Annotated in this window: 24 protein-coding genes and 2 tRNA genes; 4 read left to right on the forward strand and 22 right to left on the reverse strand. The window is 73.7% G+C overall.

Annotated features, from left to right (window positions below; translation table 11 throughout):
- Both EBM89_RS07055 and EBM89_RS07060 read right to left on the reverse strand, forming a co-directional pair.
- The coding region (locus EBM89_RS07055) for a 2-dehydropantoate 2-reductase N-terminal domain-containing protein (protein WP_158609546.1) at positions 1-216 on the reverse strand (216 nt) is incomplete at its 3' end.
- Positions 213-959 carry a lysophospholipid acyltransferase family protein gene (locus EBM89_RS07060; RefSeq protein WP_122148746.1) on the reverse strand — a complete coding sequence of 249 codons (747 nt, stop codon included), beginning with the start codon at positions 957-959 and terminating at the stop codon, positions 213-215. The genes EBM89_RS07060 and EBM89_RS07055, both read right to left, overlap by 4 nt.
- A 256-nt stretch (positions 960-1,215) precedes the next feature.
- Here EBM89_RS07060 and EBM89_RS07065 point away from each other — a divergent pair, with 256 nt between their 5' ends.
- Genes EBM89_RS07065 through EBM89_RS07070 form a run of 3 tightly spaced genes read left to right on the forward strand, consistent with a single transcriptional unit; the run spans position 1,216 to position 3,192 of the window.
- Positions 1,216-2,217, forward strand: coding sequence for an ANTAR domain-containing protein (locus EBM89_RS07065; protein ID WP_122148747.1), 1,002 nt, complete (start codon positions 1,216-1,218; stop codon positions 2,215-2,217).
- Positions 2,218-2,263: 46 nt separating this feature from the next.
- Positions 2,264-2,428, forward strand: coding sequence for a hypothetical protein (locus tag EBM89_RS21120; protein ID WP_158609548.1), 165 nt, complete (start codon positions 2,264-2,266; stop codon positions 2,426-2,428).
- Complete coding sequence (locus EBM89_RS07070) at positions 2,425-3,192, forward strand: ANTAR domain-containing protein (protein ID WP_158609550.1); 768 nt, start codon at positions 2,425-2,427, stop codon at positions 3,190-3,192. Before EBM89_RS21120 ends, EBM89_RS07070 begins: the two co-directional genes overlap by 4 nt.
- A 21-nt stretch (positions 3,193-3,213) precedes the next feature.
- Here the strand turns inward: EBM89_RS07070 and EBM89_RS07075 are convergent, their stop codons facing one another.
- The 8 genes from EBM89_RS07075 to leuC form a co-directional block, all read right to left on the reverse strand.
- On the reverse strand, positions 3,214-4,212 hold the full coding sequence (locus EBM89_RS07075) for a LacI family DNA-binding transcriptional regulator (RefSeq protein WP_122148749.1): 999 nt from the start codon (positions 4,210-4,212) through the stop codon (positions 3,214-3,216).
- Positions 4,209-5,207 carry a glycoside hydrolase family 43 protein gene (locus EBM89_RS07080; protein WP_122148750.1) on the reverse strand — a complete coding sequence of 333 codons (999 nt, stop codon included), beginning with the start codon at positions 5,205-5,207 and terminating at the stop codon, positions 4,209-4,211. The genes EBM89_RS07075 and EBM89_RS07080 overlap by 4 nt, the downstream gene beginning before the upstream one ends.
- On the reverse strand, positions 5,204-6,058 hold the full coding sequence (locus tag EBM89_RS07085; RefSeq protein WP_233571603.1) for a carbohydrate ABC transporter permease: 855 nt from the start codon (positions 6,056-6,058) through the stop codon (positions 5,204-5,206). Before EBM89_RS07085 ends, EBM89_RS07080 begins: the two co-directional genes overlap by 4 nt.
- Complete coding sequence (locus EBM89_RS07090; RefSeq protein ID WP_122148751.1) at positions 6,055-7,035, reverse strand: carbohydrate ABC transporter permease; 981 nt, start codon at positions 7,033-7,035, stop codon at positions 6,055-6,057. The genes EBM89_RS07085 and EBM89_RS07090 overlap by 4 nt, the downstream gene beginning before the upstream one ends.
- The gene (locus tag EBM89_RS07095) at positions 7,032-8,372 is read right to left on the reverse strand and encodes an ABC transporter substrate-binding protein (RefSeq protein ID WP_233571604.1); all 1,341 of its coding nucleotides are present in this window, start codon (positions 8,370-8,372) and stop codon (positions 7,032-7,034) included. Before EBM89_RS07095 ends, EBM89_RS07090 begins: the two co-directional genes overlap by 4 nt.
- A 185-nt stretch (positions 8,373-8,557) precedes the next feature.
- Positions 8,558-9,874 (reverse strand): UDP-N-acetylglucosamine 1-carboxyvinyltransferase, encoded by a 1,317-nt coding sequence (gene murA / locus EBM89_RS07100; RefSeq protein WP_122148752.1) that lies wholly within the window; start codon positions 9,872-9,874, stop codon positions 8,558-8,560.
- Positions 9,875-10,041: 167 nt separating this feature from the next.
- Positions 10,042-10,707, reverse strand: a complete 666-nt coding sequence (leuD, locus tag EBM89_RS07105; RefSeq protein WP_122148753.1) for a 3-isopropylmalate dehydratase small subunit — start codon at positions 10,705-10,707, stop codon at positions 10,042-10,044.
- A gap of 31 nt (positions 10,708-10,738) precedes the next feature.
- Entirely contained in the window at positions 10,739-12,193 is a 1,455-nt protein-coding gene (leuC, locus tag EBM89_RS07110) for a 3-isopropylmalate dehydratase large subunit (RefSeq protein WP_122148754.1), read from the reverse strand.
- A 95-nt stretch (positions 12,194-12,288) separates the two neighbouring features.
- Here leuC and EBM89_RS07115 point away from each other — a divergent pair, with 95 nt between their 5' ends.
- The gene (locus tag EBM89_RS07115; protein ID WP_122148755.1) at positions 12,289-13,008 is read left to right on the forward strand and encodes an IclR family transcriptional regulator; all 720 of its coding nucleotides are present in this window, start codon (positions 12,289-12,291) and stop codon (positions 13,006-13,008) included.
- Positions 13,009-13,141: 133 nt separating this feature from the next.
- On the opposite strand, the gene EBM89_RS07120 is transcribed toward EBM89_RS07115, so the two are convergent.
- From EBM89_RS07120 to EBM89_RS07170, 12 genes are all read right to left on the reverse strand, one after another.
- Positions 13,142-13,214, reverse strand: a tRNA-Glu gene (locus EBM89_RS07120).
- Between the two features lie 100 nt (positions 13,215-13,314).
- Positions 13,315-13,386, reverse strand: a tRNA-Gln gene (locus EBM89_RS07125).
- A 166-nt stretch (positions 13,387-13,552) separates the two neighbouring features.
- Positions 13,553-14,662: an ABC transporter permease gene (locus EBM89_RS07130; RefSeq protein WP_122148756.1), complete on the reverse strand. Its 1,110-nt coding sequence runs from the start codon at positions 14,660-14,662 to the stop codon at positions 13,553-13,555.
- 22 nt (positions 14,663-14,684) lie between these two features.
- Positions 14,685-15,353, reverse strand: coding sequence for an ABC transporter ATP-binding protein (locus tag EBM89_RS07135; protein WP_158609552.1), 669 nt, complete (start codon positions 15,351-15,353; stop codon positions 14,685-14,687).
- Entirely contained in the window at positions 15,350-16,405 is a 1,056-nt protein-coding gene (locus EBM89_RS21125; protein ID WP_158609554.1) for a peptidoglycan-binding domain-containing protein, read from the reverse strand. The genes EBM89_RS07135 and EBM89_RS21125 overlap by 4 nt, the downstream gene beginning before the upstream one ends.
- Positions 16,402-17,322, reverse strand: coding sequence for a hypothetical protein (locus EBM89_RS07140; protein ID WP_122148758.1), 921 nt, complete (start codon positions 17,320-17,322; stop codon positions 16,402-16,404). The genes EBM89_RS21125 and EBM89_RS07140 overlap by 4 nt, the downstream gene beginning before the upstream one ends.
- 23 nt (positions 17,323-17,345) lie before the next feature.
- Positions 17,346-17,735: a peptidase inhibitor family I36 protein gene (locus EBM89_RS07145; RefSeq protein WP_122148759.1), complete on the reverse strand. Its 390-nt coding sequence runs from the start codon at positions 17,733-17,735 to the stop codon at positions 17,346-17,348.
- 189 nt (positions 17,736-17,924) lie between these two features.
- Positions 17,925-18,683: an HAD family hydrolase gene (locus EBM89_RS07150; protein ID WP_122148760.1), complete on the reverse strand. Its 759-nt coding sequence runs from the start codon at positions 18,681-18,683 to the stop codon at positions 17,925-17,927.
- Positions 18,680-20,185: a glutamate--tRNA ligase gene (gene gltX / locus EBM89_RS07155; RefSeq protein WP_439647173.1), complete on the reverse strand. Its 1,506-nt coding sequence runs from the start codon at positions 20,183-20,185 to the stop codon at positions 18,680-18,682. Before gltX ends, EBM89_RS07150 begins: the two co-directional genes overlap by 4 nt.
- 57 nt (positions 20,186-20,242) lie before the next feature.
- Positions 20,243-21,700: an alanine/glycine:cation symporter family protein gene (locus tag EBM89_RS07160; protein WP_122148762.1), complete on the reverse strand. Its 1,458-nt coding sequence runs from the start codon at positions 21,698-21,700 to the stop codon at positions 20,243-20,245.
- Between the two features lie 64 nt (positions 21,701-21,764).
- Positions 21,765-22,547, reverse strand: a complete 783-nt coding sequence (locus EBM89_RS07165; RefSeq protein ID WP_122148763.1) for a fumarylacetoacetate hydrolase family protein — start codon at positions 22,545-22,547, stop codon at positions 21,765-21,767.
- 26 nt (positions 22,548-22,573) lie between these two features.
- The gene (locus EBM89_RS07170; protein ID WP_122148764.1) at positions 22,574-23,395 is read right to left on the reverse strand and encodes a methyltransferase domain-containing protein; all 822 of its coding nucleotides are present in this window, start codon (positions 23,393-23,395) and stop codon (positions 22,574-22,576) included.
- Positions 23,396-23,402: the final 7 nt, after the last annotated feature.

Raw genomic sequence — 23,402 nt, forward strand, 5'->3', positions numbered from 1 at the left:
CGCGCCCGCGACGGCGGCGGCGGGGTCGGCCTGCGCGGTGACGCCCGCGGGCAGCGCGATGCCCGGCAGGTAGCGCTCGTTGCGCCCGTGGTCCGCGATGTCGGCGCACACGGCCGCGTCGCGGCCCCACACCGTGACGTCGCACCCGGCGTCGGCGAGCACGGCGGCGAACGTGGTGCCCCACGCCCCGGCGCCGAGGACGGCGGCGCGGGTCACGCGGCGGCGTCCGTGCCGGGGACGCCCTTGTGCGGGTCGCCCTGCCTGCGCATGTCGTAGACCTGGGCGGGCGGGGTCTCGCCGCGCACGTCGGCGAGCAGCGCGGTGATCGCGGCCATGACCCGCTCGGTGGCCTCGCGCAGCGTCGCGGAGTCGAGCGGGCGGTCGTACAGGTCGGACAGGTCGACGGGCGGCCCGGCGACGACGGTGACCCGCTTGGGCGGGATCGGCTTGAACACCTTGCCGTACCGGGCGAGCAGGTCCTGGGCGCCCCACTGGGCGATCGGGACGACCGGGGCGCGGGAGGTCAGCGCGAGGCGGGCCACGCCGGTCTTCGCGAGCATCGGCCACAGGTCGGGGTCGCGGGTCAGCGTGCCCTCGGGGAACACGGCCACGCACTCCCCCGCCGCGAGCGCGGCCTCGCCGTCGCGCAGCGAGTCACCGGCGCGCGAGGTGTTGCGGTAGACGGGGATCTGCCCGGAGACCTTGAGCACCCAGCCGACGAACGGCACCCCGAACAGCGAGGACTTCGCGAGGATCTTCGGCGCCACCCCGTTGTCGTACAGGTAGTGCGCGAAGGTCACCGGGTCGAGGTTGGTCATGTGGTTGCTCGCCGCGATGAAGCCGGTGCCGGTCGGCAGGTGCTCGACGCCCCGCCAGTCGCGGCGCGTCACCGCGTACAGCAGCGGGCGCAGGACGCGGGCGATGTTCCGGTAGGCGCGGTTGGCGCGGGGCGGGTGCACGGGAGCCGATGCTACCCGGGCCCCCGCCACCTCCCGGGTGCCCGCTCACCCGCAGGCCGGTCGACGCGCTGGTCAGCGCAGGGACCGCGCCTGTCCGGTGCGCCGGTTGTGCGATCGGGCCCACGATCAGGCACTATCGGTCCGGGTCGCCGCGCCACGTCGCCGGGACCCACCGCGCATCGTTGGGACGAAGCGAGCCGCGCGACGAACCTGCGTGCTGCCCCCGGGGTCGGCACGCGCCGGCTCCGGAGCTCGCATGACCCTCACCACCCGTCCCTCGTCGACCCCCGACCGGCCGTCCGCCGAGCCGGCGGACGCCTCGACGTCGGCCGCGCCCGGCACCTTCCACGTCCTGGGCGACGGCGAGTCCCTGGCCTGGTCGGAGCCCGTGTTCCGGCTGCACGGCTTCCTGCCGGGGGATGTCGTCCCGTCGGTCGCCCTGATGCTCGCCCACTGCCACCGCGACGACCGCGCCGCGCTGGCCGCGCTGCTGCAGCCCGGGCCCGGCCGGGCGGACGAGGGCCGGAGCCTGCGCTACCGGCTGCAGGGCGCGGACGGCGAGGAGCACACCGTCCTGGCGGTGCTGGTGCCGGGCGTCGACACCGACGCGCGCCTGCTCGGCCTGCTGGTGGACCTCGGCGCGCAGATCGGCGCGGCCGCGTCCCGGCGGGCCGACGAGATGCTGGCCGCCGCCATCGAGTCGCGCGAGGTGATCGACCAGGCCAAGGGCGCTGCGATGCTGGCGTACGGCCTGGACGGCGCGGCCGCATTCGACCTGCTGCGGTGGCACTCCGAGCACCTGAACGTGAAGGTGCGCACGCTCGCCGAGCACCTGCTGGCCGCGCTGCCGGGCCGTCCCGCCCGGACCGACCCGCGCGACGTCCTCGACGCGGCGCTGGCGGGGGTGCTCCCGGCCACCGACGCCGAGGTCGCCCCGCTCGTCGCGTCACCGTCGCTGCACGGGGAGGACGACGCCGCCCTCCCGGCGCGGCTCGACGTCGCCCGCGAGGACGGTGCCGACCGCTCGGTCGTCGTCCGGCTGACGGGCGTCGTGGACGCCACGACGGTCCCCGCGCTGGTCACGGCGCTGTCGGAGGCGTTGCGGGCCGTCCCGGCACGCGGGCAGCTCGTCGTGGACGCCGCGGGCGTGCGCCGTCTCGGGCCCGTCGCCGTGCTGCACGTGTCCCGCCTGCGCCGCCGGGCGGAGCAGGCGGGGGTCCGGCTGCGGGTGCTGCCGCCTGCCGGGATGCGCGCCTGACCTGCACGGACCAGCATGGGAGGTCCCGACGACCCGAGGAGGTCCCGTGACCCAGCAGCCCGAGCACCGCACCGGCGGACCGCTGCCCGGCGGAGAGCCGGACGACGTGGCCGAGCAGAGCACGCCCGGCTCGGACGGCGACGGCCCGGAGGGCGGCTACGCTCCGCCGACGACCGACGACGAGGACGCCGACACCCCGGGGTCGCGGTGACCGATCCGGGCGACCCGGGCGCCACCGGCGCCGACCTGTGGCGCGCGGACGCCCTGGGCGAGCTGCACGGCATGCTCGCCGCGACCGTCCAGGTGGACGCGCTGCTGCAGGTCATCGTCCTGCGTGCGGCCGCCGTGGCCGGTCCGGACGTCTCCGCGGCCATCACCGTGCGGCAGGGCGGCCGGTCCGCCGTGGCCGCTGCGTCCGACGCCGCCGCCGCCGCGTGCGACCACGCGGAGCAGGCGGCGCAGGCCGGTCCGTGCCTGGAGGCCGCGCGGATCGAGCGGCTGATTACCGTCCCCGACGTCGCCGCCGACGACCGGTGGCCCGTCTGGCGGGACGCGACGCTGGCCGTCGGTTTCGGCACCGCCGCCGCCGTGCCCGCCCGGAGCGTCGAGGGCAACCCCGACCTCGCGATCAACCTGTACCGGCCCGGCACGGGCGAGTGGCAGGCCGACGCTCTGGCGGGCGTGCAGCGGTTCGCCGAGGACGCCGCGCGGGCCGTGGCCGTCGCCGCCCACGTCGAGGCGCAGACCCAGGTGAACACCGACCTCAAGCGGGCGATGGCATCGCGCACCGTCATCGACCAGGCCCTCGGCGTGATCATGGCGCAGAACCGCTGCGGCCCGGAGGAGGCGTTCCGGATCCTGCGCAGCGCGTCGCAGCACCGCAACCAGAAGATGCGGGACGTCGCGGCCGACCTGGTCGCGGGCGTGTCCGGGTCGGCACCCCACGCCGTGCAGGAGTTCCGGGAGCGGCGCTGACGCCGACCGGCGGACGGTGCGTCACCGCCCCGGGACGGTGCTGCCCCGCACCTCCAGCCGGAACGGGATGTCGACCCGCACCGGTCGCGCGTCCGGGTCCTCGACCCGGCGCACCAGCAGCCGGACGGCCTCCCCGGCGAGCAGGTCGAGGTCGGGGGCGACGGAGGTGAGGCCGCGGTAGCGGGCCTCCTCGAGGTCGTCGAACCCGGCGACGGCGACGTCGCCCGGGACGTCGAGGCCCGCCTCGTGCAGAGCGTGCAGCGCCCCGAGGGCGAGCAGGTCGTTGAAGCAGAGCACCGCGTCGGGGCGTTCCCCGGACCGGAGCAGCCGCCGGACCGCTTCCGCGCCGTCGCTGCGACGGTACGCCCCCACCGACACGGCGCGCCGCTCGTCGGGCTCGAGCCCGGCGGCGGCCAGTGCCTGCAGGTGTCCGTGCCAGCGCTGCCCACCGGTGGTCCCGTCCGCCTGGCGCCCGATCACCGCGATCCGCCGTCGTCCGGTGGCGAGCAGGTGCTCGGTCACCGCCCGCGCCGCGGCCACGCTGTCGATGGCGACGTGATCGGCGGGCAGCGCGAGGTGCTGCTCCCCGAGGAGCACCACGGGGGTCCGCCCGATCCGGTGGACGACCTCAGCCGCCGACGTGACCAGTGGGGACAGCACGACGCCGTCGACCAGCCGGGAGGTCAGCTCGACCAGCGCGATCCGCTCCCCCTCGGCGTCGCCCCGGGTCTCCTCGATCACCAGGACGCGCCCGCGCTCCTTCGCGGCCCGGCTGGCGGCGGACGCGAGCGCCGCGAAGTAGGGCGACGTGAGCTCGGGGACCGCGAGCGCGAGGATGCCCGAACGCCCGTGCCGCAGGCTCCGCGCGCTGGTGTTGGGTCGGTACCCGAGCTCCGTGACCGCTTCCCGCACCCGTTCGCGGGTGGCGGCGCTGACGTGCGGGTGGTCGTTCAGCACATTCGACACCGTCTTGAACGAGACTCCCGCCCGCTCGGCGACGTCCCGCAGCGTCACCCTCACGGGAGCCGGTCCACCACGGTCGTCGGGCCGTCGAGGACGGGCTCACCCTGGGCGGTCCAGGTCAGCGGGGTGAGCCACATCTGCCGGCCCGGGTAGGCCGCCCCGACCGCGTCCGGCGGCCAGGCGTGGTGCACGTACCAGTCACCGCCGGGCGTGGTCACGACCGTGCCGTGCCCCGGGCCCGCGGCCTCGGCGCTGCTGCGCATGAGCGGCTCCTCCGACGGCTTGCTCCACGGGCCGGTCAGCGCGTCGGCGACGGCCCAGCCCACCCCGTAGTCGGCGGACCCGTAGTCGTTCGCCGAGTAGAGCAGGTGGTACCGGCCGTCGCGCACCAGCACGGTGGGCCCCTCCACGAGGTGGCCCTCCCAGGGCTGGTCGTGCGTGACCAGGTCGACCGGGCCGTCGCCGACCAGCGTCAGCCCGTCGTCGCCGAGCCGCTGCACCCGGATCCAGGACCGGACGCCGACGTGGTTGCCGTCGTTCTTCCACAGCAGGGACGGGGTGCCGTCGACGTCCACGAACGGGGACGCGTCGATCGAGCCGCCCTCGTCGTGCTCGCAGACCAGCGGGACCGCCGCGTCGTCCACGAACGGCCCGGCCGGGTCGTCGGCGACGGCGACCCCGATGCACTGCTGCTGCGTCTCCCGCTCCATCGCCGTGTAGTACGCCAGGTACCGGCCGCCGAGCGCGACGACCTCAGGCGCCCAGTGCCGCCCCGCAGCGGTCCACGGTGCGAGCGTCGGCATCCCGTCGCCGACCACCTCCCAGGTCACCAGGTCGTCCGAGCGCAGCACCGGCATCGTGCCGAGCCGGCCCTGCGTGCCGTAGGCGTACCAGGCGCCGTCCGCCCGCAGCACGAACGGGTCGGGGAGGTTGCCGTCGTAGACGGGGTTGCGGAAGGCCACGTCCTGCTCCTGGTCGGTCGGTCCACCGCCGCAGCCCGCGACGACGAGGGTGGCGGTCAGCGCCAGCACGACCGTGCGTGCCGGCCTCATCCCTTGAGCCCGCTGCGGGCGACGCCCTCGATGACGAACCGCTGCGTGAGCACGAACAGCAGGATCACCGGGACGGAGGCGACGACCGCTCCCGCCATGATGCCGGGGTAGTCGGTCACGTAGGCACCCTGCAGCAGCTTGAGCCCGGCCGGCAGCGTGAGCCGCTCCGGGCTGAACAGCACGTACACGGGCCAGATGTAGTCGTTCCAGTTCCCCAGGAACGCCAGTACGGCCAGCGTGGCGAGCGCGGGGCGGGTGTTCGGCAGCACGACCCGCGTGAACACCCGCCACTGGTTCGCCCCGTCGAGGGCGGCGGCCTCCTCCAGCTCGGCCGGCAGCCCGACCATGAACTGGCGCAGGAAGAACACCCCGAACGCACCGGCCGCGCCGGGCACCACCAGCGCCCAGACGGAGTCGGTCCAGCCGAGCCGGTCGATCATGAGGTAGTTCGGCATGAGGAACACGAACGCCGGCAGGAACAGCGTGGACACGATCACCCCGAACACCAGTCCGCGTCCGCGGAACGACATCCGCGCGAGCGCGAACGCCGCCGTGGACGCCACCACCAGGACGAGCGCGGTGTGCAACGTGCCGGCGAGCAGCGAGTTGAGGAACCACCGCAGCACCGGGTACGGGCCGTCCATGCTGAGCAGCCGCGCGTACGCCGACAGGTCGACGTCCTGCGGCCACAACGTCGGTGGCGACGCCGTCGCCTCCCCGGTCGACTTGATCGAGGTGAGCCCCATCCACACCAGGGGCCCGGCGAACGTGACGACCAGCACGAGAACGAGCGCCCACGTCGTCCCGGCGCCGAGCCCACGGCGGACCCGCCCGGGCGCCCGGGCGCTCACGACGTCCTCCGTGCCCGGCGGCGCCCGCGACCGTCCCGCTCCCGCAGCGCGACGAAGTTCACGACCGACACCACCCCGAGACCGATCGACAGCACGTACCCCATCGCCGCCGCGGCACCCATCTCGTACCGACCGAGCCCGGTGTCGAGGATGACCATCAGCGCGGTCCGGGTGGAGGTGCCGGGCCCGCCCCCGGTCAGCAGGTCGGCCTGCCCGAACATGTTGGCCGACGCGAGCACCGTCATCGTGACGACGAACGCCAGCACGGGGCGGATGCCGGGCAGGGTGACGTGCCGGAACCGCTGCCGTCCGGACGCGCCGTCCACCGCCGCGGCGTCGTACAGCTCGCGCGGGACGTCCTGCAGCCCGGCCAGGTAGATGATCGTGTTGAACCCGAGCGTCCACCACACCGTCACCCCGACCAGCGACACCCACGCCCAGGGCTGCGCGGTGAGCCACGGCACCGGGTCCCCCGCGCCGAGCAGGTGCAGCACGCGGTCGAGCCCGGTGACGCCGAGCAGGTGGTTGAGCACCCCGAGGTTCGGGTCGAGCACGAACCGGAACAGCACGCCGACCACGGCCACGCCCAGCACGTACGGCAGGAACACCACGGCGCGCAGGAACGTCCGGCCCGGGAACGCCCGGTTCAGGGCCGTCGCCAGCAGCAGGGGCAGCGTCACGAGGAACGGCACCGACGCGAGCACGAACGTCCCCGTGGCGGTCATGCCGTCCCAGAACCGCTGGAACAGCACGCTGGTCGGGTCGAGCAGCGCGGTGTAGTTGGCGAGCCCGACGAACGGCTTGTCCGGCATGAGGTGGTCCCAGTCGTGCAGGGACATCCACAGCCCGCGGACCGCCGGAAGCGCCACGAACGTGCCGAAGACCGCCAGGAACGGGGCGAGGAAGGCCCACGGCGTCCACGGGGCCCCGCGCCGCAGCGGACGGCGGGTGGGGCCGGACGCGTACGCCGCGGTCATGCGTCGTAGCGGTCGCGGTTGTCGGCCAGGACCTGGTCGGCGCGGGCGGCGGCGTCCCGCAGCGCGTCCCGGGGGTCCTTCGTGAGCAGCACGGCCTCGTTCAGCGCGGTGTACAGCTCCCCGATCGCGTCGCCGATGCCCGGCACCGACGGCAGGAACCGCAGGTCGTCGGCCTGCTCCGCGATGGCCGACTGCGGCCCGAGGGCGGCGAACTCCGCGGAGTCCCGCGCGGACAGCCGTGCCGGTACCTGCCCGCCGACCGCCCACGCCGCCGACTGCTGCGACACCCAGCTGACGAAGGTCCGGGCCGCCTCGAGCTGGGCGTCGGTCGTGCCGCGCTGCTTGGTCAGCACGAAGTTGTGCGAGCCCGCCCAGGCCGCGTCGACCGAGCCGATGCGCGGCAGCCGCCGCACGTCCCACTCCAGGCCGCTGATCTGGTCGAGGGTGTTGACGGACCAGATGCCGTTCCAGTTGAAGGCCGCCTGCCCGTTCTGCAGGGCGATGATGTCGGCGTCCTGCCCGACGTCGCGGACGCTCCAGCCGGCGTGCACGGCGTCGACCATCCAGGACAGCGCCTCGACCCCCTCGTCCCGCGCCCAGGCCGTCGTGGCGCCCTCGGCGTCGAACAGGTCGCCGCCGAACTGCCAGATCAGCGACTGCAGCGTCTGCCCGCCCGTGAACGTGTGCGGGCTCATCCAGTGCCCCGCGACGCCCCGGTCCAGCAGCAGGTCGAGCGCCGCCTCGTAGGACTCCCGGTCCATCGGGGGGGCGTCCGGGTCCAGCCCCGCGTCCGCCAGCACCCGCGTGTTGAAGAAGAAGCCGAGCGGGTGCACGTCCAGGGGGATGCCGTACCGCTGCCCGTCGTACAGGCCCGCGTCCCACACCGGCCCGATGAAGTCGTCCGACGTGAGCGTGAGGTCTTCCGCCACGTCGTCCAGCGGCAGCAGCAGCCCCCGGGCCGCCGACGTCGGGAGCGAGTCCAGGTGCTGGATCGCGAGGTGCGGCCCCCGGCCGGAGGTCAGCGCCGCGGGGAGCTTCGCGTGGAAGTCGGCCCACTCCATGGTCGTCATCCGCACGGCGATCGCCGGGTGCTCGGCGTTGAACCGGTCGACCAGGTCCTGCATCACCGGGCCGTCGCCGCCGGTGAAGCCGTTCCAGAACGTGAGGTCGACCGTCCCGCCCGCGGACGTCCCGGACGCGGACGGGCCGCCGGACGAGCAGGCGGCGACGGTCGCGCCCAGGCCGACGGCGCCGAGCCCGGCGAGGAACCCACGCCGGGACATCGCGGTGCGGGAGGCGCCCGGCGGGCGGGCAGGGGTCAGCGTCTTCTGGCTCACAGTGGCTCCTTCGCCATCAGGTGCCAGGTGGGCGGCGGCTGAATCGCCACCCGGCGTTACAACGGATAACCGTCCTCCCTGTCTAGCGGACGTGTTCCTCCGTTGTAAACCCCGATCGTGCGGCGACCGACGACGACGCCCGCCACGTCCGTGGGACCGTGGCGGGCGTCGTCGTGCGCCGGGTGTCAGTCGCGGTCGAACTCGGCGCCGAGCGCCGTGAGCTTCTCCGTGAAGTTCTCGTAGCCCCGGTCGATCAGGCTGATGCCGCGCACCTGCGAGGTGCCCTTGGCGGTCAGCGCCGCGATGAGGTGGCTGAACCCGCCGCGCAGGTCCGGCACCTCGATGTCCGCGGCCGCGAGCGGCGTCGGGCCCGAGATGACCGCGGAGTGCGAGAAGTTCCGCTGGCCGAACCGGCAGGGCCGCCCGCCCAGGCACTCCTTGTAGACCTGGATGGTCGCGCCCATGCCGCGCAGCGCGTCCGTGAACCCGAACCGGTTCTCGTAGACCGTCTCGTGCACGATCGACAGGCCCTTGGCCTGGGTCAGCGCCACCACGAGGGGCTGCTGCCAGTCGGTCATGAACCCGGGGTGCACGTCCGTCTCCAGCACGATGGACGACAGGTCGCCGCCCGGGTGGAAGAACCGGATGCCCTCGTCGTCGATCGTGAACTCGCCGCCGACCTTGCGGAACGTGTTGAGGAACGCCGTCATCTCGGGCTGGGTCGCGCCGCGCACGTAGATGTCGCCGCCGGTGGCCAGCGCGGCGGACGCCCAGGACGCCGCCTCGATGCGGTCCGCCAGCGCGGTGTGCTGGAACCCCACGAGCCGGTCGACGCCCTCGATGCGGATGACCCGGTCGGTGTCGACCGAGATGATCGCGCCCATCTTCTGCAGGACGTTGATCAGGTCCATGATCTCGGGCTCGATGGCCGCGTTCGTCAGCTCCGTGATGCCCTCGGCGCGCACGGCCGTCAGCAGCAGCTGCTCGGTCGCGCCGACGCTCGGGTACGGCAGCGTGATCTTGGTGCCCTGCAGGCGGCGCGGCGCGCGGATGTGGATCCCGTTCTCGCGCTTGTCCACGACGGCGCCGAACTGCCGCAGGATGTCGAGGTGGTAGTTGATCGGCCGGTCGCCGATCCGGCAGCCGCCCAGGTCGGGGATGAACGCCTCGCCGAGGCGGTGCAGCAGCGGGCCGCAGAACAGGATCGGGATGCGGCTGGACCCGGCGTGCGCGTCGATGTCGGCGACGTGCGCGGACTCGACGTCCGTCGGGTCGAGGTGCAGGGTGCCGCCCGCGGCGTCCGCGGAGACCCGCACGCCGTGCAGCTCCAGCAGGCCCGTCACGACGCCGACGTCGCGGATCTGCGGGACGTTGCGCAGCACGCTCGGGGTCTCGCCCAGCAGCGCGGCGACCATGGCCTTCGAGACGAAGTTCTTCGCCCCGCGGACGGTGATCTCCCCGGAGAGCGGGGTCCCGCCGTGGACGTACAGCAGATCGGTCATCCCCCCATGGTCGCGCACCGGACGCGCACCACGCGCACCCGGCCACCCACGACATGGCAGGTCCTACCAAACCTCCACAACTGCGACGCCCTGACCAGCGCGTCCACCCACCCGGGACGCGCCGGAGGGCCCTGCGCGACGCGCGGGGCCCTCCGGGTCGTGCGGGCTCAGAGGCCGGGGCGCCGACCCAGCGACAGCTCGACCGGCCGGGCGGCCTTGATCTCGACCGGCGGCAGGTGCTTGGCGGGCAGCGTCTTCGGGCGCCACGCGTCGCGCCGCTCCTCGAACGCGGTGATCTCGTCCGCGTGCTGCAGGGTCAGGCCGATGTCGTCCAGACCCTCCATGAGGCGCCAGCGCGTGTAGTCGTCGATCTGGAACGGCACCACGACGTCGTCGCACGTGACCAGGCGCTCCACGAGGTCGACGGTCACCTCGGTGCCCGGGTTCGTCTCGAGCACCTTCCAGATGAGCTCGATGTCCTCCTGCGCGAGCTGCGCGGCGACCAGGCCCTGCTTGCCGGAGTTGCCGCGGAAGATGTCCGCGAACCGGGAGGCGAGGACGGCCTTGAAGCCGTAGTCCTTGAGCGCCCACACGGCGTGCTCGCGGGACGAGCCGGTGCCGAAGTCGGGGCCCGCGACGAGCACGGAGCCGGACTTGTAGGCGTCCTGGTTGAGCAGGAACTCGGGGTCGTTGCGCCACGCCGCGAACAGCGCGTCCTCGAAGCCCGTGCGGGTGACGCGCTTGAGGTAGACGGCGGGGATGATCTGGTCGGTGTCGACGTTGCTGCGACGCAGCGGGACCCCGACGCCGGTGTGCTGGGTGAACTTCTCCATGACGGGTCTCGTTCCTCGGGTCGAAGGGGTGTCAGGCCGGCTGCAGGTCGTCGAGCGGCGAGCCGTCGGGCACCGGGACGTCCGGGCCGAGGTCCGACACCGACGACAGCGTGCCGCGGATGGCGGTCGCGGCGGCGACCAGCGGGGACACCAGGTGCGTGCGGCCGCCCTTGCCCTGCCGGCCCTCGAAGTTGCGGTTCGACGTCGACGCCGACCGCTCCCCCGGCGCGAGCTGGTCCGGGTTCATGCCGAGGCACATCGAGCAGCCCGCGTTGCGCCACTCCGCGCCGAAGTCCAGGAAGATCTTGTCCAGGCCCTCGGCCTCGGCCTGCAGGCGCACCCGCGCCGAGGACGGCACCACCAGGACGCGCACCGAGTCGGCCTTGCTCTGGCCGCGCATGAGCTTGGCCGCGGCCCGCAGGTCCTCGATGCGGCCGTTGGTGCAGGAGCCGATGAACACCGTGTCCACCGCGATCTCGCGCAGCGGCTGCCCGGCGGTCAGGCCCATGTACTCGATCGCGCGCTCGGCGGCGACGCGCTCGTTGGCGTCCGCGATGTCCTCCGGCACCGGCACGGCGCCGGACAGCGGCAGGCCCTGGCCCGGGTTGGTGCCCCAGGTGACGAACGGCTCGAGGTCGGCGGCCTCGATGACCACCTCCGTGTCGAACGTCGCGTCGTCGTCCGTGCGCAGCGTCGACCAGTACGCCACCGCGGCGTCCCAGTCCGCGCCCTCGGGGGCGTGCGGGCGGCCCTTCAGGTAGTCGAACGTCGTCTGGTCGGGGGCGATCATCCCGGCGCGCGCGCCCGCCTCGATCGACATGTTGCAGATCGTCATCCGCCCCTCCATCGACAGGGAGCGGATGGCCTCGCCGCGGTACTCCAGGACGTAGCCCTGGCCGCCGCCGGTGCCGATCTTCGCGATGACCGCGAGGATGATGTCCTTCGCCGTCGCGCCGAGCGGCAGCGCGCCGTTGACGGTGATCGCCATGGTCTTGAACGGGGCCAGCGGGAGCGTCTGGGTGGCGAGCACGTGCTCGACCTCGGACGTGCCGATGCCGAACGCGAGGGCCCCGAACGCGCCGTGGGTGGAGGTGTGCGAGTCGCCGCAGACGACCGTGAGGCCGGGCATCGTCAGGCCGAGCTGCGGGCCGACCTGGTGCACGATCCCCTGGTCGGCGTCACCGAGCGAGTGCAGCCGGACGCCGAACTCCTTGGCGTTGTTGCGCAGCGTGTCGATCTGGGTGCGCGACGTCGCGTCCGCGATCGGCAGGTCGATGTCCAGCGTCGGGGTGTTGTGGTCCTCGGTGGCGAGCGTGAGGTCCGGGCGCCGCACCGGGCGGCCCGCGAGCCGCAGGCCCTCGAACGCCTGGGGGCTGGTGACCTCGTGCACGAGGTGCAGGTCGATGTAGAGCAGGTCGGGCGCGCCGTCGGCGCCGCGCCGCACGATGTGGTTCTCCCACACCTTCTCCGCCAGTGTGCCGGCCATGTCGGGTCCTCTCGTCCTCCCGGTCGGTGGGGGCCGACGCGGGTCGTTCGTCGTGCCGACTTGCGTCTCAGTGTGCGAGACGGCAATATCGACCTATGGACAACTCTAGCGGAGTCGGCGTGCTGGACAAGGCCGCCTCGGTCCTCAACGCGCTTGAGGCCGGACCCGCCACGCTCGCGCAGCTGGTCAACGCCACCCATCTTGCCCGTCCGACGGCCCACCGGCTGGCCGTCGCGCTCGAGCACCACCGCCTGGTGGGTCGTGACATGCAGGGCCGGTTCGTCCTCGGGCCGCGCCTGACCGAGCTCGCCAGCGCCGCCGGCGAGGACCGCCTCCTCGCGGCCGCGGGACCCGTGCTCGCCGCGCTGCGCGACCACACCGGCGAGAGCGCGCAGCTCTACCGCCGCCAGGGCGACCAGCGCATCTGCGTCGCCGCCGCCGAGCGGCCCATCGGCCTGCGCGACTCCATCCCCGTCGGCGCGACGCTCGCGATGACGGCCGGGTCCGCCGCGCAGATCCTGCTCGCCTGGGAGGAGCCTGACCGGCTGCACCGCGGCCTGCAGGGCGCCAAGTTCACCGCGACCATCCTGTCCGGCGTCCGCCGCCGCGGCTGGGCGCAGTCGGTGTCCGAGCGCGAGGTCGGCGTCGCGTCGGTCTCCGCCCCCGTGCGCGGGCAGTCCGGGCGCGTCGTCGCCGCGGTGTCCATCTCGGGCCCGGTCGAGCGCCTGAGCCGCCAGCCCGGCCGCCTGCACGCCGCCGCGGTGGCCTCCGCGGCCAACCGCCTCACGGAGGTCCTGCGCCGCACCGCGGAGTGAGTGCGCGCGAGGTCGAGGGTTCGCCACGAGGTCGAGGGTTTCAGGCCCTCAGATCCGGGCAGACCCTCGACCTCGCGGGAGTCTCGCAGGCAAGCAGAAAGGCCCGCCGCTTCCGCGACGGGCCTTTCTTCTGTACCCCCAAGGGGATTCGAACCCCTGTTACCGCCGTGAGAGGGCGGCGTCCTAGGCCACTAGACGATGGGGGCCTAGTTGATCTCACCACCGGAGCGGCGCGACCGGAACTACTCTACTGCATCCTGCCTGGCTCTTTCAAATCGCCCTTCCGGGCTATTCTTCGGAACCTTGCTGGGGTACCTGGACTCGAACCAAGACTAAGAGAATCAGAATCTCTCGTGCTGCCAATTACACCATACCCCAATGGTATTCAGCGTCCGCCGGACCGGCCCTCGCCCTCGCGCGCACGACCCCGGTAGGGCCGATCAGGAGGGAGTGGGCCAGCACCCGTGGGCGCCGCACCGGAAGAGAACACTACCGGAGCGAGGTCGAACTTCCAAACCGACGTCGTGCGAGAGCACCCGCTCGCTCACCGCGCCCGCAGCGCGACGATCGGGGGCTCCCGTACCGTCAGCGCGGCGGGCAGGAGCGCCGCGAGCGCGTTCGCGACCGCACCGAGCGCACTCGCGACCAGCACCCAGGTCCAGGGGACGCGCAGCGCCGTCCCCAGGGCGAGCGCACGCCCACCAGCGATGCCGAGACCCACGATCGTCCCCGCCACGCTCCCGGCCAGGCCGACGGCGGCTGCTTCCAGCACCAGCGTCGCGACGACGAACCGCGACCGGGCTCCGATGGCGCGGTAGAGGCCGAGCAGGCGCCGCTCGGCCAGCACCCGGAAGAAGGTGCCGACCATCACGGCCCCGGCACCGAGGGCCAGCACGGACCCGGAAGTCACCAGGACCAGGGACGCCACGGACCCCAGGACATCGCCGCGCAGCGTCTGCGCCTCCGGCGTGTACCGCACCAGCACGGCCTCCTCGCGCCCTGGCGCGAGCACCGCAGCCAGTCGCGGCGCCACGACGTCCGCCCATCCCGCACGCACCCCGACCACGATCTCGCCGCCCGCACCGAGACGTGGTGACGCACCGTCGCCCATCACGACCACCGCGTCCAGCAGGTCGGGGACGACAGGTGACGCCGTGATCACGCCGTCCACGACCGTCGAACGACCCGCCACGGCGGCGTGGCCGAACCGCACGGCGTCGTGCCCACCAGCCACCAGGCCACCGCCCACCAGCAGCGCCCTACTCGGGGCCGATCCCCGTCCCGGCTCGACACCCAGCCGGAGGAGTTCGATGTCGCCGTCCAGGGTCCACACGCGCGTCCGTACGGATTCCACGTGGTCGCCCGAGACCGTGGCCTCGTGCCACGAGCCCCAGGCGAGCCCCGTCACGCCCTCGGTGCTGAGGATCGCGGCCCGCTGCTCGGGTCCGAGCGTCCCGGAGGACGACGCCCGGACCGGTGTCGTCACCTGGACGTGGCGCGCCGCCAGGTGGTCGAAGCGCTCCGCGACGTGGGCCTGACGTCCCGCGGCCTCGACGAGCCCGGTGGTCAGCAGCACCGCAGCCACCCCTGCCGCGGCGCCGTACGCCGTCGCGCGCCCGAGCGCCCGCCGCACCGACAGGACCGTGTGGGCCACGACGTCCCTCACCGTGGCCCCCTCACGCGGCCGCCACCTTCCCGTGCGCCACCCGCAGCACCACGTCGCAGCGGGCAGCGAGATCGAGGTCGTGGGTGACGAGCACGACGGCACCACCTGAGCGTGCGAACGCGGCCAGCAAGCCGAAGACCCGTTCGGTGTTGCCCTCGTCCAGGTTGCCCGTCGGCTCGTCGCACAGCAGCACCCCAGGGCGGTGCACCACCGCCCTGGCGACCGCGACGCGCTGCCGCTCGCCCCCGGACAGGTCAGCCGCACGCGTCTGCGCCCGGTGCCCGACGTCCGCCGAACGGAGTGCGGCGGTCACCCGTGCCGCCCGGTCCGCCCGCGACATGCCGGAGAAGACGCAGGCGAGCGCCACATTCTCCTCAGCAGTCCTGCGCGGGTCCACCAGCGAGTCCTGGAACACGAACCCGAGCTGCCGTGCACGGACCCTCGCCCGCCCTCGCTCGCCGAGGTCTCGCGTCGCGCGGCCCCGCACGAGGACGTCTCCCTGATCGGGCTGGTCGAGGAGGCCGAGCACGTTGAGCAGAGTGGTCTTGCCCGCCCCGCTCGCTCCGACGACGGCGACCAGCTGCTCGGTGCGCACCCGCACGTCGACGTCGACGAGCGGGGCGACCCGACCGCGGTCGAACGTCCGGGTCACACCTCGGCACTCGACCGCGACGGTCACGGCACCACCACGAGGTCGCCCTCGCTCAGGGCACCGTCGTCCGCCACCTCGACCTCGCAGAGGTCCCGCGTGCACAGACCGGTCCGGACCACCGTGCGGGCACCCGGCACCACTCCCTCGGGTCCGACCACCGCGGTGGTCACGCTCGACGTCCCGTCGGCGCCCGCGACGAGGGCCACCCGCGGGAGGGTCAGGACCTCGACTCGCGTGGCGCCCGCCACCACCGCAGCCGAGGCGAGCTCGTCCGGGAGAGCGTCGGAGCCGTCCGGCGGCTCCGACAGGTCGAGCGTCAGCAGCGTCCCCTCCGGCACCGCCTCGACCTGTGCGAGGCGCCCGGCCCAGGTGACCTCGCCCCCCGCGTCGAACAGCCGGATCCCGTCGCCTGCGCGGGCGTACTCGGCCACCAGCCCGCCGTCGTCGACCACGACGCGATCGGTGAGGCGACGCACGGACAGGTCCTCGGCGGTGACCCTGCTCCCGACCCGCACGCCCGGGGCGTCGAGCACGGACCCGGTCGGCTCCACCGCGACGACCTCGGCCGCGGCGAGCGGGCCGTCGAGCCGACCGTCGACCGACGCGAGGGCGGCCCGGGTCGCCTGACCGAACGGCGCGTCGATCGCGCCGCTGTAGAGCCCCAGCCCGGCCAGGGCGGCGTGCACGTTCCGGACGTCGGCGCCGGAGTCACCGTCGTCGAGATCCCGCCACAGACCGAACGGCAGGTCCAGCGCGATCACCGGTCGGTCGTTCACCTCGATGACGGCAGCCCCGGGAACCACCGGCGCACCGTGCTCGACAGGGAGCGCGGTCACCACGCCGTCGACCGCGAGCGGTTCGTCCACCCTCGCCCAGGCGAGCGCCCCCGCGACGGGCTCGACGTCCTCGAGCACCTGCCGGACGACCGGCACCGTCACCGGCGCGTCCCGGTCCGCGTCCGTCGGTCGCGCCGCGTCGAGCGCACCGGGACGCACGAGCGCCACCCCGACGGTCACGAGGGAGCCACCGAGAGCACCGAGGACGAGGCCGATCGCGACATGCCGTGTGCGCGGCCTCATCCGCGACCCATGACCGACTGCGCGTGCTCCACCATCGCGCGGTACTCCTGGACGACGCCCTCGCTCCCCCGGATCGCCTCCGTCGCCGTCTCGAGGAAGACGGTGGCGACTGCGGCGCCGAGCCCGCTGCTCGTGCGACACGCACCGTCCTGCGCCGCGAGCGCGCTCTCCTGCTCCGCCACCTGCGCGACGCGCAGCGTCCCGGACAGGACCCCGCCGACCCACGCGCTGATCGTCGCGTAGAGATCGCCCGGAGCGGAGACCTCGATCCCCGCCTCCCCCATGCACGTTGACCACGCGGCGGTCGCACTGCGGACGCCGCCGTCCGCGACGACCTCGGCGAGCACGCCGCGGATCGTGGGCATCGCCGAGTAGGTGCGCTCGTAGTCGGCGGCCTCGACCCCGTACATCGTGGCCGTCGCCTCGCCGAAGCACCCGCCGACGGGTACGGACACGGTCGCGCCGTCCTCGACGGGGAACGAGATGCGCTCGTCCTCGGGGCCGTACACCGCGCGGTCGTACGCGACCGGGTCCGGTGCGGCGCGTCCTGACCCTGTCGTGCCCGACTCGCCCGCCACCAGCCCGGCGAGCACGGCCGGGTCGTCGAGGGCTGCGGCGACGCCGTAGTCGTCGCCCGGCAGCAGCCACAACCGCGACTCGCTCGGGGCAAGATCGGCTGAGGTGAGCGGCAGGTCCTCCCTCCCGGGCGGGACGACGCCCTCGCGGACGACGCACTCGTCGATCAGTCGCGCCTGCAGGTTGGCCAGGCGCACGGCGTACGCGGGGTCGGACTCGAACGGATAGTCGAGGGCCTGGACGGCTTCCCGTACCTGGCGTCGGGTCTCGGGGTCCAGGTGAGCCTCCGAGGGCTGAGCCGCCGGAGCGCAGCCGACGAGCCCGACGAGTGCCGTGAGCACGACCCCCTGAGCGGGCCGGCGACTCAGTAGCACCCGGAGTTCGCCGCCTTCCAGTTGTGGCTGCTTCCCATGTTCGACTTCGCGAGCGAGCTCACGGAGACCCCGCGCCGCACGCAGTACATCGTCTCGATGTTCTGGACGTAGCGGTAGGTGAAGACGGCATTTCCGCTCGTGCCGTTGTTGAAGACCGAACGGTCCTTGTTGACGATCCCACTGGGCCACGTGAGCTGGTTCAGCGCCGAGCCGTAGTAGGTGCCCGTCCAGCTCGTTCCCGTCCACCAGCACGCGTAGCCGCTCGAACAGCTCGGCGCGGCGGAGGCGCTGGTGGCGGGCACGAGCGAGATCAGCGGCAGCGCCAGCGCGATCAGCAACGCCCGTCGCGCCCCGGGGCGCACCATGGTCGATCGAGACATTCTGTTCTCCCCTGCTCCCGGTCGCGCGCATCGCGACCCGCACGGGAAAAATAGCGCACCTCGAAGCGGCCCCTCAAGAGCTGACACCGAGCAGGAAAGTCCCTTCGAGTCGACCAACCAGACCAAAAGCCACGAATCCCTCGCGCGAATGGCAAGAATGTCCGCTCTGACCCGATCTATGGCCGATGGTCAGTCCGAAGAACAGACCCCGAGCACCCCCGGCAGGTCCGCCAGCGTCGTGATCACGGTGTCCGTCGCCAGCGGCGTGCCGGAGTTCGCGTCCTTCGCCCCGAGCTCCGGCCGCGCCAGCCACACGCCCCGCAGCCCCGCGGCGACGGCGGCCCGGGCGTCGACGTCGAGCTCGTCGCCGACGTACGCCGTCCGGCCCGGCTCCGTGCCGAGCCGGCGGCACGCCTCGGCGAACACCCGCGGGTCGGGCTTGCCGAACCCGAGGGTGTCGACGCCGACCAGCAGCGGCACGTCGTCGGCCAGCCCGGCCCGGGTGAGCTTGGCGACCTGGTACGCGGTGGCGGCGTTCGTCAGGGCGCCGACGCGGATCCCGGCGTCCAGCAGGTGCCGGACGACGGCGGCCGCGTCGGTGTGCGCGGCCCACGCACCGGTGAACCGGTCCTCGAACAGCCCGTTCCAGGTGTCGTACGCGTCGTCGTCCAGCACGGGCCCGCCGAACGCGGCGTGCAGGTCGTTCGCCCGGGCCATCCGCTGCTCGCGGTAGCTGACCTCGCCGCGGGTGTACTGCCGGTACCGGCCGCCGGCGTCGGCGCGCCAGTGGTCGAGCACCTCGACGTCCCGCGCGGGGTCGAGGTCGGGCAGCCAGGTGCGGGACACGGCCGCGAGCGCGGTCGCGAACGCCCCGTGGGTGTCGACGAGGGTGTCGTCGACGTCGAACAGGACGCCGTCGACCGCCCGCCCCTCCCCCGCGCCGGTCACAGCGACGCGCGCAGCGCGGCGACCCGGGCGAGCGTCGAGGCCCGGCCCAGGATCTCCAGCGACTCGAACAGCGGCGGCGACACCCGGCGCCCGGACACGGCCACCCGCAGCGGGGTGAACGCGAACCGCGGCTTGATGCCGAGCCCGTCGACCAGGGCGCCCTGCAGGGCCTCCTGCACGGCGTCGGTGGTGAACCCGTCCTCGGGCAGCGCCGACAGGGCGGCGGTGGCGGCGTCCAGCACCTCGGCGGCGGACTCCTTGAGCGCCCCTCGGGCGTCCTCCTCGACCACGAGGTCGGCGTCGGCGGTGAACAGGAACCCGAGCATCCCCACGACCTCGCCGAGCAGCGTGACCCGCGTCTGGATCAGCGGGGCGCCCGCGTCGAGCAGCGCGCGGTGCTCGGCGGACAGGTCGGCGTACGAGTCGGCGGGGACGAGCCCGGCGGCGTGCAGGTACGGGACCAGCCGGTCGCGGAAGTCCTCGCCGTCGAGCAGCCGGATGTGCTCGGCGTTGATCGCCTCGGCCTTCTTCAGGTCGAACCGCGCCGGGTTGGGGTTCACGTCGGCGACGTCGAACGCCTCGACCAGCTCGGCGACCGAGAAGATGTCGCGGTCGGGGCCGATGGACCAGCCCAGCAGCGACAAGTAGTTCAGCAGGCCCTCGGGGGTGAAGCCCCGCTCCCGGTGCAGGAAGAGGTTCGACTCGGGGTCGCGCTTGGAGAGCTTCTTGTTGCCCTCCCCCATGACGTACGGCAGGTGGCCGAACTCCGGCATGACGCTCGCGACGCCGAGCTCCAGCAGGGCGCGGTAGAGCACGACCTGTCGCGGGGTGGAGGACAGCAGGTCCTCGCCGCGCAGCACGTGGGTGATGCCCATGAGCGCGTCGTCGATGGGGTTGACCAGCGTGTACAGCGGCTGGCCATTGCCGCGCACGATGACGTAGTCCGGGACGGACCCGCCCTTGAACGTGACGTCGCCGCGCACGAGGTCGGTGAACGTGACGTCCTCGTCGGGCATCCGCAGCCGGAGCACGGGCTCGCGGCCCTCGGCGCGGTAGGCGGCCTTCTGCTCGTCGGTCAGCGCGCGGTCGAAGCCGTCGTAGCCGAGCTTGGGGTCGCGGCCGGCAGCGCGGTGCCGGGCCTCGACCTCCTCCGGCGTGGAGAAGGACTCGTAGGCGTAGCCGCCCTCGAGCAGCCGGCGCGCGACGTCGGCGTACAGGTCCATGCGCTGCGACTGCCGGTAGGGCTCGTGCGGGCCGCCGACCTCGACGCCCTCGTCCCAGTCGAGGCCGAGCCACCGCAGGGCGTCCAGCAGCTGCTGGTACGACTCCTCGGAGTCGCGCGCGGCGTCGGTGTCCTCGATGCGGAACACGAAGGTGCCGCCGACGTGCCGCGCGTACGCCCAGTTGAACAGGGCCGTGCGGATCAGGCCGACGTGCGGCGTACCGGTCGGGGACGGGCAGAAGCGGACGCGCACCGGCGTCGCGGGGGCAGCAGCACTCACGGTCTCCACCCTAGCGAGGCCCGGACGCACCCCCGTGCGCACCGGGGGTCGGGCGCCTCAGGGAACCGGCTGCGGCGCCCGGTCGTCCGCCCCGGGCGCCCAGACGGCCCCGGGGACGTCGCCGGGCAGCAGCGGGTTCCCGTGCCCGACGAACCGCCGGTCGCCGCCGTCGGCGACGGCGCGCCGGTAGTCCGCGAGCGCCCCGAGCGCCCACCGGGACAGCAGCAGGATCGCCACCAGGTTGACCGTCGCCATGAGCGCCATCGCGATGTCGGCGACCGCCCACACGGTGCCGAGCGCCAGCAGCGAGCCGATGCCGACGGAGGCGAGGACGAGGGTCCGCAGGGCGTTCAGCGCGGCGCCGCGCACCCCGAGGAACGTGAGGTTGACCTCGGCGTACGCGTAGTTGCCGAGCACGGAGCTGAACGCGAACACGAACACGATGACGGTCATCAGCCCGGTGGTCCACGTCCCGAGCTCGTGCGCGACCGCGTCGGCGGTCAGCGCGGCGCCGGCGCTCTGCCCGGTGCTGCCGGGCACGTACACGTCCGGACCGGCCGAGAGCACGATGAACGCCGTGGCGGAGCACACCAGCATCGTGTCGACGAAGACGCCGAGGGACTGCACCAGCCCCTGCTTGACCGGGTGGGAGACCGTCGCCGTCGCGGCGGTGTTCGGCGCGGACCCCATGCCCGCCTCGTTGGAGAACAGGCCGCGGCGCGCGCCGTTGAGCACGGCGGCGAGGATGCCGCCCGCCGTCCCGGCGAGCGCGGTGTCCAGCCCGAAGGCGCCGCGCACGATCTGGCCGAGCACGCCGGGCAGCGCGGAGACGTTGAGCGCCACGATGACGAGGGCGAGCAGCAGGTACGCCCCGGCCATCACCGGGAGCATCACCTCCGCGACCCGGGCGACGCGGCGCACGCCGCCGAACAGCACGGGCGCGGCGAGGATCATGAGCGCGACCGCCGTCCAGGCGACGGGCACCTCGTGGGAGGTGGAGAGGGTGTCGGCGATGGTGTTCGCCTGCACCATGTTGAACGCGAAGCCGAACGTGAAGATGAGCAGCAGCGCGAAGACCACGCCCCACCGGCGCGAGCCCAGCCCGCGCTGGATGTAGTACGCCGGACCGCCCCGGTAGGACCCGTCCGCCGCGCGCACCTTGAACACCTGCGCGAGCGTCGCCTCCACCAGCGCGGTGGCCATCCCGACCGCCGCGACCACCCACATCCAGAACACCGCGCCCGGACCGCCCAGCGTGAGGGCGACCGCGACGCCCGCGATGTTGCCGGTGCCGACGCGCGACGCCAGCCCGACGGCGAACGCCTGGAACGACGAGATCCCGCCCTCGGCCCCGGACCGGGACGCCAGGACCTGCCGCACCATCGCCGGGAACATCCGGACCTGGACGGCGCCCGTGCGCAGCGTGAACCACAGGCCCACGCCGACGAGCACGTACACCAGCCAGTACGTGTAGAGCGCGTTCGTCAGCCAGTCCAGCACGGGCTGCAGGTCCATGGCCGTCCCCCTCCGGTCGTGGCCCGGGCGGCGGTGCCCGGCGGTGTGCGGTGCGGCGCCCGGGTCAGGAGCGGCGCAGCACCGGGTTGCGCAGCGTGCCGATCTCCTCGACCTCGACCTCGACGACGTCGCGCTCCTGGATGAGCCCGACGCCCGCGGGCGTGCCGGTGAGGATGACGTCGCCGGGCAGCAGCGTCACGACCTCGGAGATGTACGAGATGAGCGCGGCGACGTCGAAGACCATCTGCGACGTGCGGCCGTCCTGCTTGAGGTCGCCGTTGACGCGCGAGCGCACGGCGAGGTCCTCGACGTCGAGGCCGGGGACGATCCACGGGCCGATCGGGCACGCGGAGTCGAAGCCCTTGGCGCGGACCCACTGGCCGTCGGTGCGCTGGGCGTCGCGCGCGGTGACGTCGTTCGCGACGGTGTACCCGAACACCTTGCTCAGGGCGTGCTCGGGCGCGACGTCCTTGGTGACCTTGCCGATGACGACGGCGAGCTCGGCCTCGTAGGAGACCTCCTCCGTCCAGTCGGGCAGCACGATCGGGTCGTCGGGGCCGACGACCGAGGTGTTGGGCTTGAGGAACAGCAGCGGGGCGGTGGGGACCTCGTTGCCCATCTCGGCGGCGTGGTCGACGTAGTTGCGTCCCACGCCGACGATCTTGGACCGCGGGATCACCGGGGCGAGCAGGCGCACGCCGTCGCCGAGCGGGATCCGCTCGCCGGTGGGCTGCACCGGGGTGTAGATCGGGTCGCCGGTGATGACGACGAGCTGCTCCTGACCGGGCTCGCCCTCGACCAGGGCGTAGCGGGGGTCGTCCCCCGTGGTGAACCTCGCGATACGCACGGACCCACCCTAACCGGGCGGCGGCGTCACACCCGGGCGAGCACCTCGCCGTGCAGCACCGCGAACCAGCCGTCGCGGGCCTCGCCCCACTCCCGCCACCCGGCGGCGAGCTGCTCCAGCCCCACCTCGTCGGCGAGCCCGTGCTCGACGGCCTGCCGGGCGAAGTCGGAGGCGACGCAGCGCTCGGCCCACAGGTCGGCCCACCAGGTGCGGTCGTCGGCGGACGCGTAGCACCAGACACCGGCGGTGGCGACGACGCGGTCGGGGTCGAACCCGGCGTCGAGCACCCAGGACTGCAGGCGGCGGCCGGCGTCGGCCTCGGCGCCGTTGGCCTGGGTGACCTCGTGGTAGAGCGCGGACCACTCGTCGAGGACCGGGGACGCCGGGTACCAGGTCATCCCGGAGTAGTCGGCGTCCCGGACGGCGACGACCCCGCCGGGCCTCGCGACGCGGCGCATCTCGCGCAGCGCGGCGACGGGGTCGCCGAGGTGCTGCAGCAGCTGGTGGGCGTGCACGACGTCGAAGGAGCCGTCCTCGAACGGCAGCGCGTACGCGTCGGCGGTGCTGAACGTGACGTCGGCGGCGCCCGCGCGCTCGGCCTCGGCGCGCGCCAGGCCGATGACCGCCTCCGAGCGGTCGACGCCGACGACCCGCCCGGGGGCGACCCGCGCGGCGAGGTCGACGGTGAGGTTGCCGGGGCCGCAGCCGACGTCGAGCAGCGACTGGCCGGGCAGCAGGGCGGGCAGCAGGTGGGCCGCCGAGTTCTCCGCGGTGCGCCACCGGTGGGAGCGCAGCACGCTGTCGTGGTGGCCGTGGGTGTAGACCTCGGCCGGGTGCGTGTCGGTCACCGCACGA

The organism is Cellulomonas triticagri (genome assembly GCF_003696205.1).
In the GTDB taxonomy this organism is placed as follows: domain Bacteria; phylum Actinomycetota; class Actinomycetes; order Actinomycetales; family Cellulomonadaceae; genus Cellulomonas; species Cellulomonas triticagri.

Bases quoted from the DNA above. Each gene is read 5' to 3' on its own strand.
- EBM89_RS07065 (WP_122148747.1), top strand. From the start codon at position 1,216: ATGACCCTCACCACCCGTCCCTCGTCGACCCCCGACCGGCCGTCCGCC.
- EBM89_RS07080 (WP_122148750.1), bottom strand. From the start codon at position 5,207: ATGAGGCCGGCACGCACGGTCGTGCTGGCGCTGACCGCCACCCTCGTC.
- EBM89_RS07090 (WP_122148751.1), bottom strand. From the start codon at position 7,035: ATGACCGCGGCGTACGCGTCCGGCCCCACCCGCCGTCCGCTGCGGCGC.
- murA (WP_122148752.1), bottom strand. From the start codon at position 9,874: ATGACCGATCTGCTGTACGTCCACGGCGGGACCCCGCTCTCCGGGGAG.
- leuD (WP_122148753.1), bottom strand. From the start codon at position 10,707: ATGGAGAAGTTCACCCAGCACACCGGCGTCGGGGTCCCGCTGCGTCGC.
- leuC (WP_122148754.1), bottom strand. From the start codon at position 12,193: ATGGCCGGCACACTGGCGGAGAAGGTGTGGGAGAACCACATCGTGCGG.
- EBM89_RS07115 (WP_122148755.1), top strand. From the start codon at position 12,289: ATGGACAACTCTAGCGGAGTCGGCGTGCTGGACAAGGCCGCCTCGGTC.
- EBM89_RS21125 (WP_158609554.1), bottom strand. From the start codon at position 16,405: ATGAGGCCGCGCACACGGCATGTCGCGATCGGCCTCGTCCTCGGTGCT.
- EBM89_RS07145 (WP_122148759.1), bottom strand. From the start codon at position 17,735: ATGTCTCGATCGACCATGGTGCGCCCCGGGGCGCGACGGGCGTTGCTG.
- EBM89_RS07160 (WP_122148762.1), bottom strand. From the start codon at position 21,700: ATGGACCTGCAGCCCGTGCTGGACTGGCTGACGAACGCGCTCTACACG.